This is a genomic window from Variovorax sp. GW821-FHT09B01, assembly GCF_059418345.1.
This window is the reverse complement of record NZ_JBWKPQ010000003.1, coordinates 596,438-612,914: the sequence shown is the minus strand read 5'-3', so window position 1 is coordinate 612,914 and position 16,477 is coordinate 596,438. Positions and strand designations below refer to the sequence as shown.

Here is a 16,477-nt window from a genome sequence, read left to right as displayed (position 1 = left end):
TCATGAGCGGGACGCTGCGGCAAGCACGCAGCGCAGGTCGCGCGGGGCGGCCGCGGGATGTTCCCGCTGCCAGTCGTCGAGCAGGGCGCGGGCCGCGGCCTCCCCGCGCGTGGCCAGGCCCAGGCGCCAGGGCCCGCGCGGGCCCACGGTCTGGTCGGCCGGATGTTCGTGGCCCTCGCCGTCGCCGTAGGGCCGGCCTTCGGAACAGGCCGCGCACAGCATGCGGATGCCGAGGCTCCAGTTCTCGGCGCCGTCGCCCACCGCGTGGAAGCGCGCGATCAGGGTGTCGATCTCGTCCTGCGACGCCTCGTCGATCCAGAGCTCGAAGGTGGCGTAGTCGGAAGGCGCGATCAGCTCGAGCGCATCGAACACCGCCAGCTCGCGCCCCTGGTGCAGCCGGTAGCCGTTGGGCGCGCCGTCGTGCAGCACGAGGTCGCCGTAGCGGTGGCCCGAGCCCGGCAGCGGTACGTTGCGCAGGATCGCGCGCGCGGGATCGATGCGGTCGGCCCACAGCACCTCGCTGGCCTCGTCGCCATGCACGCGGATCGGCGTCAGGCCGGCGAAGTGGTCGACCGGGCCCTCGCCCTCGGCCAGCGGGATGCCGTAGAGGCGCCAGGCGCGCCGCGCCGTGGTCCAGTCGCCGAGCGCGGTGGCGGCGATGCCGAGGTTCCAGATCGCGCCCTCGTTGCCCGGATCGCACTGCACGGCGCGCGCATTGGCCTCGAGCGAGGCGGCCCAGTCGCCGCGGTACTTGTGGATCAGGCCGGCGTTGTACCAGGGCACGGCCCAGTCGGGACGGTGGCTGCTGGCCTCGGCATAGGCCTGCAGCGCGCCGTCCTCGTCGCCGTCGTCCTGGCGCGTGTTGCCGAGGTCGTTGCAGGCCTGGGCCTTGCCGGCTTTTCCGAATCGAAGGGGCATGGGGAGGAGCGAAGCGGTCGGGGGCGGAAAACGGGCCGTATTCTGCGCCCTGAACGCGGCACCTCGGCCCGCATACCCCGATGGCCGCCCCCGCTGCCCGGCGGCCGGCCGGCGCCTCTGGCACACTGCCGGCTTCCCCCTCTCCCGCTTCGCCTCCAAAGGATACTTTTCCATGGCCTCCGAGTTCGTCTTCGCCCCGCCTGCGACCGTTTCCGTTCCCGTCGTCGGACAGACCGCCCGCTTCCCGGTGCACCGCATCTACTGCGTGGGCCGCAACTACGAAGATCACGCCAAGGAAATGGGCTTCACCGGCCGCGAACCGCCGTTCTTCTTCATGAAGCCGGCCGACGCCGCCGTGGTGGTCGAGGCCGGCCAGACCGGCACCGTGGACTACCCCACGCTGACCAAGAACCTGCACCACGAGATCGAGCTCGTGGTGGCGATCGGCACCGGCGGCAAGAACATCGCGGCCGCCGACGCGCACAAGCACATCTTCGGCTACGCCGTGGGCCTGGACATGACCCGCCGCGACCTGCAGAACGAGATGAAGAAGCAGGGCCGCCCCTGGGACATCGGCAAGGGCTTCGAGCAGAGCGCGCCGATCGGCCCGATCGTGCCGGTGGCGCAGGCCGGCGACGCGGAGAAGGCAGAGATTTCGCTGCAGGTGAACGGCAGCGATCGCCAGCGCAGCAACGTGAGCAAGCTGATCTGGAACGTGGCCGAGACCATCGAGCACCTGTCGGCGGCCTGGGAGCTGCAGCCAGGCGACCTGATCTACAGCGGCACGCCCGAAGGGGTGGCAGCGGTGGTCGCGGGCGACACGCTGGTGGGCGAGGTCGCCGGCCTGCCAGTGCTGACCGTCAAGATCGTCTGAGGCCGCGAGCACGCCCGCCCCATGCTGCTGCGCATCCCCATCAAGCATTGCAAGAACTGCGGCACCGCGGTGGTCTACCGCGTGCCCGACGACGGCGACACCAAGGAACGCGCCGTCTGCCCGGCCTGCAACACGATCCACTACGAGAACCCGCTCAACGTGGTGGGGACCATCCCCGTGCTGGGCGACAAGGTGCTGCTGTGCAAGCGCAACATCGAGCCGCGCTGGGGCAAATGGACGCTGCCGGCGGGCTTCATGGAGCTCGAGGAGACCACGGCCCAGGGCGCGGCGCGCGAGACCGACGAGGAAGCCGGTGCGAATTTCGAGATCGAGAGCCTGTTCGCCGTGATGAGCGTGCCGCGCGTAGGACAGGTGCACCTGTTCTACCGTGCGCGCCTGCTCGACGACCGCTTCGATCCGGGCCACGAGACCATCGAGGCCAGGCTCTTCGCCGAAGAGGAGATTCCCTGGGACGAGATCGCCTTCCGCACGGTGCGCGAGGCGCTGCAGCACTACTTCGAGGATCGGCGCCGCGGCAGTTTCGACCGCGTCCACACGATCGACATCGTCTGAACCGATGAAGCACGCCATCTCCCTTCGACGCGGCGCGGCGCTCGCGTTCGCCGCCGCCCTGCTGGCCGCCAACGCGGCCCGCGCCGAGACAGTGGGCGAGGTCGACACCGCCTTCAAGCTGATCGGCCCCGACCACAAGATCGTGATCGAGGCCTACGACGACCCCAAGGTCAACGGCGTGACCTGCTACGTGTCGCGCGCCAAGACCGGCGGCATCGCGGGCGCCTTCGGCGTGGCCGAGGACAAGGCCGAGGCCTCGATCGCCTGCCGCCAGGTCGGCCCGGTGAACGTGACGCAGCCGCTGCCCAAGCGCGAGGAGGTCTACAGCGAACGGCTGTCGGTGCTGTTCAAGCGGCTGCGCGTGGTGCGCATGGTCGACCCACGGCGCAACACGCTGGTCTACCTCACCTACTCCGACCTGCTGATCGACGGCTCGCCGAAGAACAGCGTCACCGCGGTGCCGATCGACCGCGGCACGCCGATCCCGCTGAAGTGATCGCCTGAAGCCGCGCGGCCGTCCGCGCGCGGGAAGTCCCTGCCGGCCCGATGGGAACGTGCCGGCGACTTTGCTAGCATCGACCGGCCGGGACCACCCGGCCCCGAGATCCGAAGGAACCCTTCAGAACGCCCCCGTTCCAACCGAGCGCCATGCACCTTCAGACTTCCGTTTTCCGAATCGGCGCCGCGGCGCTGCTCGCCGCCGGCATCGCCGCCTGCACGACCACGCCGTTGCCGCCCATGCAGCAGCCCGGTCGCACCACGACGGCCCCGCCGCAACGCCAGGCCATGTTCATCCGGCCCGCCGCCGGCACCACCATCGGCCGCTTCGACGGCGTGCGCAACAAGGGCGTGGACATCGCCGGCAACCTCGGCGACCCGATCGTGGCCTCGGCCGACGGCCGCGTGGTGTACGTGGGCAACGAGCTGGCCGCCTACGGCAACATGGTCATCGTCAAGCACAACGAGACCTTCCTCACCGCCTATGCCCACGCGAGCACCATCCTCGTGAAGGAAGGCGCGGTGGTGCGCCAGGGCGAGAAGATCGCCGAGATGGGATCGGGCGGCGATGCCAACCGCGTGAAGCTGCGCTTCGAGATCCGCAAGAACGGCGTGGCCGTCGATCCCGAGCCCTACCTGAGCGGCCGGCTGCAGCAGTAAGAGAGCCTCACAGCAGGCTCTCGGGCACCAGCGGCGCGAGCAGCTCGAGCCGCCAGCGCGCCCAGAAATTCGTCTCCGGCTCGGTGTGCAGGATGGTGTCGGCACCATCGCCCGCGGCCGGGCTCACCCATTCGATGCCACCGCGCGGCCCGAGCTGCAGCTGGTAGGCGCCATCGAGCCGGATGAAGCCGATCAGGCTGTTGAGCTGCTGCGCGATCTGCGGGCTGAAGATGAAGAGCCCGATCTCGGTGTTGTGCAGCACCGAGCGCGGATCGAAGTTCATCGAGCCGATGAAGACCGTGCGCCCGTCGATCACCGCCGACTTGCCGTGCAGCCGGCCGCTCGAGGTCTCGTACATGCCGAAGCGCCGGCTCTGCTCGACCCGCTTGGGACTGAGTTCGTAGAGCGCCACGCCCAGACGCAGCATCTCGGCGCGGTAGCGGCGGTAGCCGATGTGCACCAGCGACTCGTCGGTGGCCGCCAGCGAGTTGGTGACCATGATGTAGCCCACGCCGTTGCCGCGCACATGCCGGATGGTTTCCATGCCGCCGCGGCCCGGGATCAGGTAGGGCGTGGTCTGCATGATCTCGGTGCGCGCGCCGCGCAGGTGGCGCTGAAGGTTGAACTGCACGCTGTCGGGCGAGACATCGGCCGGCGCGCCGCGGCCCTCCTCGGGCGCCAGCGCCTTGGCGGGCGCGTCCGCGTAGGCCTCGGCGCGCGCCCACGCCAGTTGCAGCTGGCCCGTATCGAGATCGGCGGCCAGCGGATGGTGGCCCAGCAGATCGGTGGCCGAGGGCTGCTCGGGCTCGGGCGTGCCCGGCCCGCTCGTGAGTTCGTCGAAGCGCGAGCGCAGTGCCTGCGGCGATGCGCCGTCGGCCGACACCAGCGACTCGATCGGGTAGACGTAGGGGCTGTTCCAGTAGATGTCGAACAGCGAGGACAGCTTGTGGACCACGGGCCCGGCCACCAGCGTGTCGATGTCGATGAAGTTCGAGCCGCCGTCGCGCAGGAAGTACTCGTTGGCGATGTTGCGCCCGCCCATCACCGCCATCGTGTCGTCGACCACGAACAGCTTGTTGTGCATGCGGCGGTGCACGCGGTTGAAGTCGAGCAGCGACGCGGTCCAGCGCGTGCCGAAGTGCTCGCGCCCGGCGGGGAAGGGATTGAACATCCGCACCTCGACGTTCGGATACGCGGCCAGGCCCCGGAACAGCGGATCGGCGCCGGCCGTGTAGAGATCGTCGACCAGCAGCCGCACGCGCACGCCGCGCTGGGCCGCGTCGCGCAGGTGGCGCAGCAGGTAGCGGCCGGTCTCGTCGTTCTGCACCAGGTAGTACTGCACGTCGATCGAGCGCTCGGCGCGGCGGATCAGCTCGATGCGCGCATGCAGCGAGAACTGCGCCATCGGCAGCAGGCGAAAACCGCTGAGCGGCTCGTCTTCGCTGCGCGGCGCGGTCGCCCTCACGAGGCGGCCGAGCGTGGTGTCGGCGCCGTTCGGGATCGTCACCGACGACCGGCGCGCGACCTCGGTGGGCAGGCCCGCGCAACCGCCCAACAGCAGCGCGAAACCGAGCGTGAGCCAGAGGACGAGCGTCGGCCATGCGCGGCCGATGCGGCCTGCAGGCAAGGTGGCGGGCGAAGCGGATGGGTGTGGCAAGGAGATGGCCGCACCGGAAGGCGATGCGGGCGGCGGTTTCTACCACGAGGCGACGACCCACGCAGCCTGCGTAATGTTGAGGCAATGCGCCTGCCTAGCATCGGTGGCCGACGCGCATCGCCCACGGCCATGGCGTCTCGCACCTGGCGGCCTGCCGCGCCATGCCGGGTTCCCTCCATCGCTTCGCAGACCCTGCCGCACATCGATGACCCTCGGACTCGCCACGCCGCCTCTTCCTCTTTCTTCGACCTGGCCAATGGCCCGCACCGCCGCCACCGCGGAAGACGCCAGGCCGCGCCGGCTCGAACTCGTCGATGCCTTGCGCGGCTTCGTGTTGTTCGGCGTGCCGGTCGTGGGCCTGCGCGGCTTCTCGCCGTTCGACTTCACGGGCGCCGCCGTCTCGTGGCCGCTCCTCGTGCTGGCGGGACTGTTGGCCGGCCTTGTCTTCGGCCATGCGGACGCGCTGCGGCAGTCGGTGGCTCATCGGCGGTTCTGGCGCCGGCTGCTGCTGGCGAGCCTCGCGACGGGCTTGCTGCTCGCGCTGCACGTTCCAGCGGGCCGATTCACGACCGGCCTGCCGCACGCGGCGACGGCGCTGGCCCAGGGGCTTTTCTGCATCGCGGCTTTCGTGCTGCTGTTCCAGCACGCCGCCTGGCGGCGCCGGCTGCGCAAGCTGACACCGCTGGGGCGCATGGCATGGAGCAACGGTCTCGTGCAGATGCTGGTGGGCCTGAGCCTGTTCTACGGCGTCGGCCCGGGTCTGTGCCCGAAGTTCGGCGTGGCGGGCCTCGCCGTGGCCTGCATGGCGATCCTGGCACTGCAAGCGGCCGCGAGTTGCTGGTGGCTGCGGCGCTACCGGCTCGGCCCCCTGGAATGGGCCTGGCGCAGCCTGGTACAGGGGCGCATGGCGCCGATGCGCTCGAAGCGGGAAGGACAGGTCTGATGCCGGCGGGCGCCTCTAAGAGAGATTTAACAATGCACTGCAACAATTCTCGGCGGATGGCCGGAGAGCCTCCCAGGGACCACGCAACACCGCGCCCGCGCCCGCGCCGGGAATTTCATGGCCAACCCGTTTTCGCCCTGCCCCTGCAGCATCGAGCATCTGGACAGCAGCCTGCAGCAGGCCTGGATGCGCTTCTTTCCGTGGCTGAAACCCTACCGCTGCAAGAACTGCGGCAAGTCGCAGCTGCTGCCCCCACGGGACGTGGAACGGGCCCTCGCCAGCCTGAGCAGCAGGAAGCCTCCGCGCCGGGGCCCACCCAAGCGGGCCAGGGTTCTGTAGCACGCCCGTCACGGGTGGGGGCTCTGCTCTTCCGGTCCCTGCTGGCTTGCGGTACAAACGTATATGTGTAACCCCCTGTAAACCGTGGGGTGCGAACTTACGTTAGGACCGCATGCGAGCATCCGACCCTTTCTTTATCGCTTTCGTTTTCATAGCCGGCATCGGTGCCGGCGCTGCCCTCATGGCCATGCTGGCCATCCTGCGGGCGGAGAAGCCGCGACGACAGCCGAAGCCTCGGGTCGAACGCGAGCATGTCGTCATCGGCCAGACCGGCTTCGGCAGCCTCTGAGAGGCCCGGCGGCGGCTCGGTGAGCGTCAGGCGCGGCGCTGTGAGCGTGCGCGCCGCCTGAGAGTGCGAGGGCCCAGCGTCGAGGCCCCGCGGTTCAGAGGCGAAAGCCCGTCTTTCCTTCGTCGATCATGCGATGGGCAAAGGCGACGCAGTTCGAGAGAAGCTCTTCTTCGGACCTGAAGGTGCCAATGCCGTGGCGGATGCGCCGAGTGGCCTGGCCTTCCTTCTCGAAAGTCACCCACGCGGGCCATTCGCCATTTTCTCGGTCCTGGATGTGGCGGCGTGCAACGAAGCCGCCCTTTTTGAGGATTTCGATGTGCTGCATCGGATGTCCATTTTTTTCTTGAGTGCGGGATTATTCTCGCGACAAGGTCTCAGGAACATGTCAGGCGCCGGCGGAGTTGTGACGGTCGGTAAAGGGTTGGCGGCGATATCGCGCGGCAGCGCGGCTTCAGGCGGCACGGATCGGCGCATCGCTTTCAGACATCTGCTTGTCGCGAAATCACTGTATATTCAAACAGTATTTCCACGCCGATTCTTCCCATGACCCAAGTTGAGCTGTTCCATCAACCGGCCATCGTCGATGGCGCCCTTCCAGAGCCCTTCGAAGAAGCACCGCCAGCGCGGCAGAAAGCCGGGCCCGCGCTGTCTTCCACGGAACTCGACACCGAGCCTCCCGCCGCTTACGAGGTGCTCCTGGCCGACTATGCCCGCGCCAGCGACGAAGCCATTGGCTTGGCGCAGCGGCGTTTCCAGCGCGAGCTCGAGCGGCAACTGGGCGGCGACGTGCTGCCGGCGCTGCGCGCCTTCCAGAACGCGAGCGAATCGAGCGAGAACGAACTCTCGAAGGCCGACATCGTGCTCGCGCGCCGCTGGGCCAAGGCCTACGACACGGCCAGGACAGCAGGCTTCCGCGATCTGGGCGATACGGACGAGGCGTTCTTCGAAGTCCGGGCGACGGCGTAGCCCTCGAGGGACGGGCTCGGTCGGCCCGGCACAATGACCTCCCATCCCAGTCCCGAGGAACCTCCGCCTATGGCCGACGACGTCTCCATGGTCTTCTTCGCATCGAGCGACTCCAGCCCCGATCTGAACGAGGCCGCGCGCCTGTTGACCGAGCAAGGCCTGGATGTGGCCGCCGATGGCGAGGCGCTCGTCGTTCAATGGGAGGACGACGGGCCCGCCCTTCGGATCAGGCTGTCCGCCGCGCCGCACGTGAACGCGGAAGCCATCGAGATCGCCGAAGGCACGGTGCATGCCGCCGCCATGCGCGGATGCAACGCCCGCTTCGAGATCGACATCGACGACCTCGACGAAACGCTGGACGAAATCAACACGCTGATCGAGGTGCAGGCGACGCTGCAGGATGCGACGGGCGGCTACCTGTTCAATTCGTGGAACGGCGAACTGAGCGCGCCGGATTCATCGCGCGACTGATCGCGCCTCGACGAAACGAACACCTCTCGGACACAACAAAAAAAACGGGTCAGAGCTTGTGACTCTGACCCGTTGTTCCATCTGACGATGATTATTGGTCGGTGTGAAAGGATTCGAACCTTCGACCCCTTGCACCCCATGCAAGTGCGCTACCAGGCTGCGCCACACACCGAAGCTCTCGATTATAGCCTTCTCTTTTCAGCGTCCGACAGTCAGCAACTCACGAATTTCAAAAAGCTCGCGGCGAAGCTGCAACAACTGCGACAGGTCGACGCTGCGGGCCGCGTTCGGTGCGGCTTCTTCGTCGTGCAGCGCGGCCTCGAACTCCTCGTGATCGATCTCGACGGCCTCCATGCCTTCGAGCGGAACCTCGCCGGCCTTGCGGCGGTCGCGTTCGTGCTGCACCAGTTCCTGCAGCTTGTTGCGTGCACCGCTGATCGTGAAGCCCTGGTCGTACAGCAGGTCGCGGATGCGGCGGATCATCAGCACCTCGTGGTGCTGGTAGTAGCGCCGGTTGCCGCGCCGCTTCATCGGGCGCAACTGCGTGAACTCCTGCTCCCAGTAGCGCAGCACATGCGGTTTCACCCCGCAGAGTTCGCCGACCTCACCGATGGTGAAGTAGCGTTTGACGGGAATGGGCGGGAGTGCCTTGTCGGCCATGTTCTCCATTGAAATCAAGTCTGCGCGCGGCAAACCTCAGAGGTTACTCCACGGAAGCGCGCCCGAACAAGTCCTATTCGGAACCCAGGCTCCACTCGACCTCGGGGGCGGCGTTCGGATCGATGTTTCCGTGAATCTGTTCCTTGAGCTTCGCGCTCGCATGGAAGGTGGCGACGCGACGCTCGCCGATCGGAATGGCTTCGCCGGTGCGCGGATTGCGGCCCGGACGCGGCGCCTTCACGCGGATCTGGAAGTTGCCGAAGCCCGAGATCTTCACGTCGGTGCCTTCGATCAGGCTGTTGGCAACCAGGTCGAAGAAAGCCTCGACCATGTCCTTGGACTCGCGCTTGTTCAGGCCGATCTGCTCGAACAGCAGGTCGGCCAGATGCGCCTTGGTGAGCGCGGGCGTCTCGAGTGCTTCGAGCGTGAATTCGACGGCATTCATTCGGGTCATCCTCTCAGGCGTCCGCCCACCTTCGCAGCCAGTTGATCGACGATGGCGCGCACGGCCGGCTCGACTTGCTCGTCGGTCAGGGTGGCGCTGTCGCCCTGGAAGCTCAGGCGCACCGCCATGCTCTTCTCGCCGGGTGCAAGGCCACCGGCCGCGGCCACCGTGCCGTCGCGCGCGGGCTGCGGACGGTAGATGTCGAACAGCACGGCGTCGCGCAGCAGGCCTTGCGCGGCGCCGGTCGAACGGATGGCGTCGATCAGCGCATCGTGCGTGACGGCTTCCGCCACCACCACCGCGATGTCGCGCTCGACCGCCTGGTGCTTGGGCACGGCTTGCGCCACCGGCACGGGCCGCGCGGTGACGGCATCGAGGTCGAGTTCGAACAGCACGGCGGGCTGCGCGAAATCCCACTTCTGGCGCCAGCGCGGATGCAGTTCACCGACGAAGCCGATGGCCTTGCCGTCGACCGTCACGCGCGCCGAGCGGCCCGGATGCAGCGCCGGGTGTTCGGCGGATTCGAAGCGCGGCACCAGCGGCGCGAGCAGCGCCTCGACGTCGCCCTTCACGTCGTAGAAGTCGACGCGCTGCGCCTTGCCGTCCCAGCGCGCTTCGTCGGCATCGCCCCAGGCGAGGCCGGCCACGCGCATCGGCTGGTGCACGCCGCGCACGGTGCTGTCGGTGGTGGCCACGCTGTCGTCGCGCAGGAACACGCGGCCCAGCTCGAACACGCGCACGCGCGGCGCCTTGCGGTCGAGGTTGAACTTGAGCACCTGCAGCAGCGAGCCGAGCAGCGACGAACGCATCACGCTCATCTGGCTCGCGATCGGGTTCAAGAGCTTGACCGGGTTGTCGTTGCCCGCGAGCTCCTTCTCCCAGTCGGCTTCGACGAAGCTGAAGTTGATGGTTTCCTGGTAGCCCAGCGCGGCGAGGCCGCGGCGCACCGCGAAGCGGCTGCGCTGCGCCTCGGGACGCACGCGCGCGGTGATCGGCGCGAGCGGCGCGGTGGTCGGCAGGTTGTTGAAGCCGATCAGGCGCGCGACCTCTTCGATCAGGTCTTCCTCGATCAGCAGATCGAAGCGATGCGGCGGCGGCACGATGGTCAGCGTGCCATCGCCCTCGGTCAGCGCGAAGCCCAGCCGACGCAGCGCGTCCACGCACTGGGCCTGGGTCAGCGGCATGCCGATCACGCGCGCTGCGCGCGCCACGCGCAGCGTCACGGGCAGGGCCTCGGGCACGCGCAGGATCTGGTCGTCCATGGCGCCGGCCTGGCCGCCGCAGATCTCGACGATCAGTTGCGTGATGCGCTCGATGATCTCGACGGTGCGGCTCGGGTCGACGCCGCGCTCGTAGCGGTGGCCGGCGTCGGTCGAGAAGTTGAAGCGGCGCGAGCGGCCCTGCACGGCCTCGGGCCACCAGAACGCGGCCTCGACGTAGATGTTGCGCGTATCGTCCGAGACCGCGGTGGCATCGCCGCCCATGATGCCCGCGAGCGATTCGACCTCGCGCGCATCGGCGATCACGCCCACCTTGTCGTCGACCGAGATGGTGTTGCCATTGAGCAGCTTGAGCTGTTCGCCGGCCTTGCCCCAGCGCACGGTCAGGCCGCCGTGGATCTTGTCGAGGTCGAAGATGTGGCTGGGCTGGCCGTACTCGAACATCACGTAGTTCGAGATGTCGACCAGCGGCGTGACGCTGCGCTGGCCGCAGCGCGCGAGGCGCTCGACCATCCAGGCCGGTGTGGCGACCTGGGTGTCGACGCCGCGCACGATGCGGCCCGAGAAACGGCCGCAGAGCTCGGGCGCCTCGACCTTCACGGGCAGCTTGTCGGCGAAGGCCACCTCGACCGGCGCCACGGTGCGCGGCTTGAGCGGCGCGCCGGTCAGCGCGGCGAGTTCGCGCGCCACGCCATACACGCTGAGACCATGCGCGAGGTTGGGCGTGAGCTTGAGCGTGAGCAGCGTGTCGTCGAGCTTGAGCACTTCGCGCACGTCGACGCCGATGGGCGCGTCGGCCGCGAGTTCGAGCAGGCCGCCGTGGTCTTCGCTCAGCTGCAGCTCGCGTGCCGAGCACAGCATGCCCTGGCTCTCGACGCCGCGCAGCTTGCCGAGCTTGATGAGGAAGGGCTTGCCGTCCTCGCCGGGCGGCAGTTCGGCGCCCACCAGCGCGCACGGCACCTTGATGCCGACGCGCGCATTGGGCGCGCCGCACACGATATTGAGCAAGGCGCCCTGCCCCGCGTCGACCTGGCAGACGCGCAGGCGATCGGCGTTCGGGTGCTGGACGGCTTCCTTGATCTCGCCCACCACGATGCGCGTGAAGGGCGGCGCCGCCGGCCGGCGCTCCTCGACCTCGAAGCCGCCCATGGTGAGGGTCTCGGCCAGTTCGGCGCTGTCGATGGGCGGGTTGCAGAACTCGCGCAGCCAGGATTCCGGGAATTGCATCTCTTCGATCTCGATCTGTTTTTCTGGTGTGGAAGGTCTCGTTTCGTCTCGCGCGTCAGCCGATCACTGGAATTGCGAGAGGAAGCGCAGGTCGCCGTCGAAGAACAGGCGAAGGTCGTTCACGCCGTAGCGCAGCATCGTGAGGCGGTCGGGGCCCATGCCGAAGGCGAAGCCGATGTAGCGCTCGGGGTCGAGGCCCATGTTGCGCACCACGTTCGGATGCACCTGGCCCGAGCCCGACACCTCGAGCCAGCGGCCGGCCAGCGGGCCGCTCTGGAACTGGATGTCGATCTCGGCGCTGGGCTCGGTGAACGGGAAGAAGCTCGGCCGGAAGCGCAGCACGAGATCGTCGCGCTCGAAGAAGGTGCGGCAGAAGTCGGTGAAGACGACCTTGAGGTCCTTGAAGCTCACGTTCTCGCCGAGCCACAGGCCTTCGCACTGGTGGAACATCGGCGAATGGGTGGCGTCGCTGTCGACGCGGTAGGTGCGGCCCGGCGCGATCACGCGGATCTCGGGCGCCTTGACCGTGCCGGTGGTGTCGGCGGCCGCGGCCGCGAACTCGGCCGCGTACTTCTTGATGTGCTGGTGGGCGTAGCGCACCTGCATCGGGCTGGTGTGCGGACGCAGGTTGTAGGGGATGCCGTCCTCGCCGTTCAGGTCGACGTAGAAGGTGTCCTGCATCGAACGCGCCGGATGGTTCGGCGGGTTGTTGAGCGAGGTGAAGCTGTGCCAGTCGCTCTCGATCTCGGGGCCGTCGGCCACGTCGAAGCCCATGCTCGAGAAGATCTCCTCGATGCGCTCGAGGGTGCGGCTCACCGGGTGCAGGCCGCCCGGGATGCGGCGGCGGCCGGGCAGGCTCACGTCGAGCGCCTCGGCGCGCAGCTGCTGCGAGAGCTCCTCGTCGGCCAGTTGCTGGCGGCGTTCGTTGAGGGCGGACTCGATCGCCTGCTTGGCCACGTTGATGGCGGCACCGCGCGACTTTTTCTCGTCGACGCTCAGTGCGGCCATGCCCTTCATCAGCTCGGTGATGCGGCCCGACTTGCCCAGGAACTGGGCCTTGGCGTTCTCGAGCTCTGCGGGGGTCTTCGCCTGCGCGAAGGCGGCACGTGCGGTGTCGACCAGGGAGTCCAACTCGTTCATAGCAACAACAGATTTCTTCGGGGAAAAATAAAAAAGGGCTGGTGCTCTTTCAAGCGCCAGCCCTTGTGCCGTGGGCGCAGGAAACTGTCCGGGGACGGTCTCCCGCTGTGCAGAATCAAGCAGCCAGCTTGGCCTTGACCTGCTCCACGATGCCCGCAAAAGCGGCCTTGTCGTGCACGGCGATGTCCGCAAGCATCTTGCGGTCGATCTCGATCCCGGCCTTGCGGATGCCGTTGGCGAACTGGCTGTAGGTCAGGCCCAGTTCACGCGAGGCGGCGTTGATACGCGCGATCCACAGTTGACGGAACACGCGCTTCTTGGTGCGGCGGTCACGGTAGGCGTATTGGCCTGCCTTCATCACCGCCTGTTTGGCGATGCGGAAGACATTGCCGCGGCGACCGCGGAAACCCTTGGCGAGTGCGAGAACTTTCTTGTGGCGGGCGCGAGCCGTTACACCACGTTTGACGCGAGGCATGTGATTACTCCTTGTTCGTCAGTTGATCAAATGCCCATGCCGGGCAGCATCGCGGCCATCGAAACCATGTTGGTTTCGTGCACCGACACCGCACCACGCAGGTGACGCTTGTTCTTGGTGGTCTTCTTGGTCAGGATGTGACGCTTGAAGGCTTGACCGCGCTTGACGGTGCCACCGGGACGAACGCGGAAACGTTTCTTCGCGCTGCTCTTGGTCTTCATTTTGGGCATGTGAATGCTCCTTTAATTTGTGCTCGTGAGGCGCCTTGGATGAACTCCATGGACTTGTTGGCCCCGAGACACTTCTTCATCCCGCCACCGCCTTCGCTTGCCTTTCGGCACGCGCCGGCGATCGGCGAAATCCCTTCAAATTCTCACTTCCGTCGGCACCCGGGGCTTTCGCCACCGGGCCCGGCCGGACCTTCGCTCAGGCGCCGACGGTGGTCGGTGCCGCGGCGGCTTCCGTCGCCGACTTTGCCGGAGCGCTGCCGGGCTTCTTGCGGCCCGGCGCGATCATCATGATCATCTGCCGGCCTTCGAGCTTCGGAAACTGCTCGACGAGGATCGTGTCGCCGAGCTCGTCGCGGATGCGCTGCAGCAGGGCGAGACCGAGTTCCTGGTGCGTGATCTCGCGCCCCCGGAAGCGCAGCGTGATCTTGCACTTGTCGCCATCCTCAAGAAAGCGCCGGATGTTGCGCATCTTGATGTTGTAGTCGCCATCGTCGGTACCGGGCCGGAACTTGATTTCCTTGACCTCGATGACCTTCTGCTTGGACTTCGCCTCGGCCGCCTTCTTCTGCTCGTGGTACTTGAACTTGCCGTACTCGATCAGGCGGCACACCGGTGGATTGGCCGCCGCGACGACCTCCACCAGATCCACGTCCTGCTCACCGGCGAGGCGCAAGGCCTCCGCAAGACTCACAACACCCAATTGCTCGTTATCCGGGCCGATCAGGCGGACTTCCGGGGCCATGATTTCCCGGTTCAGGCGATGTTGGCGTTCCTCGCGGTGGCGGCGGTCGCGAAATGCAGTAGCGATGGTTGGTATCCTCTAAGTTTTGCTACAAAAAAAGTAGCGAAAGCCGCTCAGTCCTCGCGGGCAAGCGGTATATTTGACACAGAAACATGTGGGGTGTTTCGACGACAAATCAACGCTTGTCAGCAATGTCCTGGACGACCCGTTGCACGAACGATTCGAGGGACATTGCACCGAGGTCTTGATTGCCCCGGGCGCGCACTGCGACGGCGCCAGCTTCCTTTTCCTTGTCGCCCACGACAACGATGTAAGGGAGCTTTTGCAACGAATGCTTGCGTATTTTATACGTAATCTTCTCGTTGTGCAGATCAAGCTGGACCCTAAGCCCTTGATTTTGCAGCGTTTTCGCAACTTGCGCGGCGTAATCGGCCTGTCCTTCGCTGATATTGAGCACCGCCACCTGCACCGGCGCGAGCCAGGCGGGCATCGCGCCGGCATGGTGTTCGATCAGCATGCCGATGAATCGCTCGAGGCTGCCGACGATCGCGCGGTGCAACATCACCGGGTTCGCGCGGCCGCTCGACTCCGTCACGTACTCGCCGCCCAGGCGCTCGGCCGTGTTGAAGTCGACCTGCATCGTGCCGCACTGCCACTGGCGGCCGATCGCATCGCGCAGCGTGTACTCGATCTTCGGTCCGTAGAAGGCGCCATCGCCCGGGGCGATCACGAACTCCACGCCCGAGCGGCGCAGCGATTCCATCACCGCGTGCTCGGCCTTGTCCCAGAGCTCGTCGGAGCCCACGCGGTTCTCGGGCCGCGTCGCTACCTTGTAGAGGATGTCCGTGAAGCCGAAGTCCGCGTACACCTTCTGCAGCTGTGCCGTGTAGGCGATGCATTCGTCGAGGATCTGGTCCTCCGTGCAGAAGATGTGGCCGTCGTCCTGCGTGAAGCCACGTACGCGCATGATCCCGTGCAGCGCGCCGCTGGGCTCGTTGCGGTGGCACTGGCCGAACTCGCCGTAGCGCAGCGGCAGGTCGCGGTAGCTGCGCAGGTCGCTCTTGAAGATCAGCACATGGCCCGGGCAGTTCATCGGCTTGAGCGCGTACTCGCGCTTCTCCGACTCCGTCGTGAACATGTTGTCGCGGTAGTTCTGCCAGTGGCCCGTCTTCTCCCACAGGCTCTTGTCGAGGATCTGCGGACCCTTCACTTCCCAGTAGCCCGTGTCGCGGTAGATGCCGCGCATGTACTGCTCGACCTGCTGCCAGATCGCCCAGCCCTTGGGATGCCAGAACACCACGCCCGGCGCCACTTCGTCGATGTGGAACAGGTCGAGTTCCTTGCCGAGGCGGCGGTGGTCGCGCTTCTCGGCTTCCTCGATGCGCTGGATGTACTGGTCGAGCTGCTTCTTGTCGGCCCAGGCCGTGCCGTAGATGCGCTGCAGCTGCTCGTTCTTGGCATCGCCGCGCCAGTAGGCGCCGGCCAGCTTCGTGAGCTTGAAGACTTTGAGGAAACGCGTGTTCGGCACGTGCGGGCCGCGGCACATGTCGACGTATTCCTGGTGGTAGTACAGGCCCATGGCCTGCTCGTCGGGCATGTCCTCGACCAGGCGCAGCTTGTAGTCCTCGCCGCGCGACTTGAAGACCTCGATCACCTCGGCGCGCGGCGTCATCTTCTTGACCACGTCGTAGTCCTGCGCGATCAGCTCGCGCATGCGCGCCTCGATCGCGGCCATGTCCTCGGGCGTGAAGGGGCGCTCGAACGCGATGTCGTAGTAGAAGCCCTCCTCGATCACCGGGCCGATCACCATCTTGGCCGTCGGATAGAGCTGCTTGACCGCGTGGCCGACCAGGTGGGCCGTCGAGTGGCGGATGATCTCCAGGCCCTCGTCGTCCTTGGGCGTGATGATCTGGAGCTTGGCATCGTGGTCGATGACGTCGCTGGCGTCGACCAGACGGCCGTCGACCTTGCCGGCCACCGTCATCTTGGCGAGGCCGGGGCCGATGGACTTGGCAACGTCGGCCACCGAGACCGGGCCGGGGTACTCGCGCTGCGAGTTGTCGGGGAGCGTGATGTGGATCATGAAAAACCTCGGGCGAAAAACAAAAAAGCGCGGTGGATGACCGCGCTTTGCTGTGGCAGGGAAGCTG

At 66.9% G+C, this 16,477-nt stretch carries 18 protein-coding genes and 1 tRNA gene; 7 read left to right on the top strand and 12 right to left on the bottom strand.

Features of this window, described 5'->3' with window-relative positions:
* Entirely contained in the window at positions 1-918 is a 918-nt protein-coding gene (locus AC07RV_RS14325) for a tetratricopeptide repeat protein (RefSeq protein ID WP_296777532.1), read from the bottom strand.
* Positions 919-1,090: 172 nt separating this feature from the next.
* Between AC07RV_RS14325 and AC07RV_RS14320 the strand changes: the two genes are divergently transcribed.
* The 4 genes from AC07RV_RS14320 to AC07RV_RS14305 all read left to right on the top strand — a co-directional run bounded on the left by AC07RV_RS14320 (position 1,091) and on the right by AC07RV_RS14305 (position 3,523).
* On the top strand, positions 1,091-1,792 hold the full coding sequence (locus tag AC07RV_RS14320) for a fumarylacetoacetate hydrolase family protein (RefSeq protein ID WP_208509969.1): 702 nt from the start codon (positions 1,091-1,093) through the stop codon (positions 1,790-1,792).
* Positions 1,793-1,813: 21 nt separating this feature from the next.
* Positions 1,814-2,365 (top strand): NUDIX hydrolase, encoded by a 552-nt coding sequence (locus AC07RV_RS14315; protein WP_296777523.1) that lies wholly within the window; start codon positions 1,814-1,816, stop codon positions 2,363-2,365.
* Positions 2,366-2,369: 4 nt separating this feature from the next.
* Positions 2,370-2,861, top strand: a complete 492-nt coding sequence (locus tag AC07RV_RS14310; RefSeq protein WP_296777519.1) for a CreA family protein — start codon at positions 2,370-2,372, stop codon at positions 2,859-2,861.
* A 152-nt stretch (positions 2,862-3,013) separates the two neighbouring features.
* On the top strand, positions 3,014-3,523 hold the full coding sequence (locus AC07RV_RS14305; RefSeq protein ID WP_093342883.1) for a murein hydrolase activator EnvC family protein: 510 nt from the start codon (positions 3,014-3,016) through the stop codon (positions 3,521-3,523).
* A gap of 7 nt (positions 3,524-3,530) precedes the next feature.
* Here AC07RV_RS14305 and AC07RV_RS14300 read toward each other — a convergent pair whose 3' ends face one another.
* Positions 3,531-5,135 (bottom strand): phospholipase D family protein, encoded by a 1,605-nt coding sequence (locus AC07RV_RS14300; protein ID WP_296777684.1) that lies wholly within the window; start codon positions 5,133-5,135, stop codon positions 3,531-3,533.
* A gap of 250 nt (positions 5,136-5,385) precedes the next feature.
* On the opposite strand from AC07RV_RS14300, the gene AC07RV_RS14295 reads away from it, so the two are divergent.
* Entirely contained in the window at positions 5,386-6,123 is a 738-nt protein-coding gene (locus tag AC07RV_RS14295; RefSeq protein ID WP_296777511.1) for a DUF418 domain-containing protein, read from the top strand.
* 722 nt (positions 6,124-6,845) lie between these two features.
* Here AC07RV_RS14295 and AC07RV_RS14290 read toward each other — a convergent pair.
* A complete protein-coding gene (locus AC07RV_RS14290) occupies positions 6,846-7,076 on the bottom strand; it encodes a hypothetical protein (RefSeq protein WP_093342886.1) in 231 nt (76 codons plus the stop codon).
* Positions 7,077-7,294: 218 nt separating this feature from the next.
* Between AC07RV_RS14290 and AC07RV_RS14285 the strand changes: the two genes are divergently transcribed.
* Together AC07RV_RS14285 and AC07RV_RS14280 are read left to right on the top strand one after the other, a co-directional pair.
* Positions 7,295-7,717 (top strand): hypothetical protein, encoded by a 423-nt coding sequence (locus AC07RV_RS14285; RefSeq protein WP_296777506.1) that lies wholly within the window; start codon positions 7,295-7,297, stop codon positions 7,715-7,717.
* A gap of 69 nt (positions 7,718-7,786) precedes the next feature.
* The gene (locus tag AC07RV_RS14280; RefSeq protein WP_296777504.1) at positions 7,787-8,188 is read left to right on the top strand and encodes a hypothetical protein; all 402 of its coding nucleotides are present in this window, start codon (positions 7,787-7,789) and stop codon (positions 8,186-8,188) included.
* Positions 8,189-8,283: 95 nt separating this feature from the next.
* Here the strand turns inward: AC07RV_RS14280 and AC07RV_RS14275 are convergent.
* The 9 genes from AC07RV_RS14275 to thrS all read right to left on the bottom strand — a co-directional run bounded on the left by AC07RV_RS14275 (position 8,284) and on the right by thrS (position 16,410).
* Positions 8,284-8,360: transfer RNA gene (locus AC07RV_RS14275), tRNA-Pro, on the bottom strand.
* Between the two features lie 26 nt (positions 8,361-8,386).
* Positions 8,387-8,848, bottom strand: a complete 462-nt coding sequence (locus tag AC07RV_RS14270; protein WP_431512303.1) for a MerR family transcriptional regulator — start codon at positions 8,846-8,848, stop codon at positions 8,387-8,389.
* Positions 8,849-8,921: 73 nt separating this feature from the next.
* The gene (locus tag AC07RV_RS14265) at positions 8,922-9,293 is read right to left on the bottom strand and encodes an integration host factor subunit alpha (RefSeq protein ID WP_093342889.1); all 372 of its coding nucleotides are present in this window, start codon (positions 9,291-9,293) and stop codon (positions 8,922-8,924) included.
* Between the two features lie 5 nt (positions 9,294-9,298).
* The gene (gene pheT, locus AC07RV_RS14260) at positions 9,299-11,740 is read right to left on the bottom strand and encodes a phenylalanine--tRNA ligase subunit beta (RefSeq protein ID WP_296777498.1); all 2,442 of its coding nucleotides are present in this window, start codon (positions 11,738-11,740) and stop codon (positions 9,299-9,301) included.
* Positions 11,741-11,803: 63 nt separating this feature from the next.
* On the bottom strand, positions 11,804-12,880 hold the full coding sequence (pheS, locus tag AC07RV_RS14255) for a phenylalanine--tRNA ligase subunit alpha (RefSeq protein WP_057596654.1): 1,077 nt from the start codon (positions 12,878-12,880) through the stop codon (positions 11,804-11,806).
* Positions 12,881-12,995: 115 nt separating this feature from the next.
* Positions 12,996-13,355 carry a 50S ribosomal protein L20 gene (gene rplT / locus AC07RV_RS14250; RefSeq protein ID WP_012747009.1) on the bottom strand — a complete coding sequence of 120 codons (360 nt, stop codon included), beginning with the start codon at positions 13,353-13,355 and terminating at the stop codon, positions 12,996-12,998.
* A gap of 26 nt (positions 13,356-13,381) precedes the next feature.
* On the bottom strand, positions 13,382-13,585 hold the full coding sequence (rpmI, locus tag AC07RV_RS14245; RefSeq protein WP_057596107.1) for a 50S ribosomal protein L35: 204 nt from the start codon (positions 13,583-13,585) through the stop codon (positions 13,382-13,384).
* A gap of 196 nt (positions 13,586-13,781) precedes the next feature.
* Entirely contained in the window at positions 13,782-14,402 is a 621-nt protein-coding gene (gene infC / locus AC07RV_RS14240) for a translation initiation factor IF-3 (protein WP_093342892.1), read from the bottom strand.
* Between the two features lie 100 nt (positions 14,403-14,502).
* Positions 14,503-16,410 (bottom strand): threonine--tRNA ligase, encoded by a 1,908-nt coding sequence (gene thrS, locus AC07RV_RS14235; protein WP_296777494.1) that lies wholly within the window; start codon positions 16,408-16,410, stop codon positions 14,503-14,505.
* Positions 16,411-16,477: the final 67 nt, after the last annotated feature.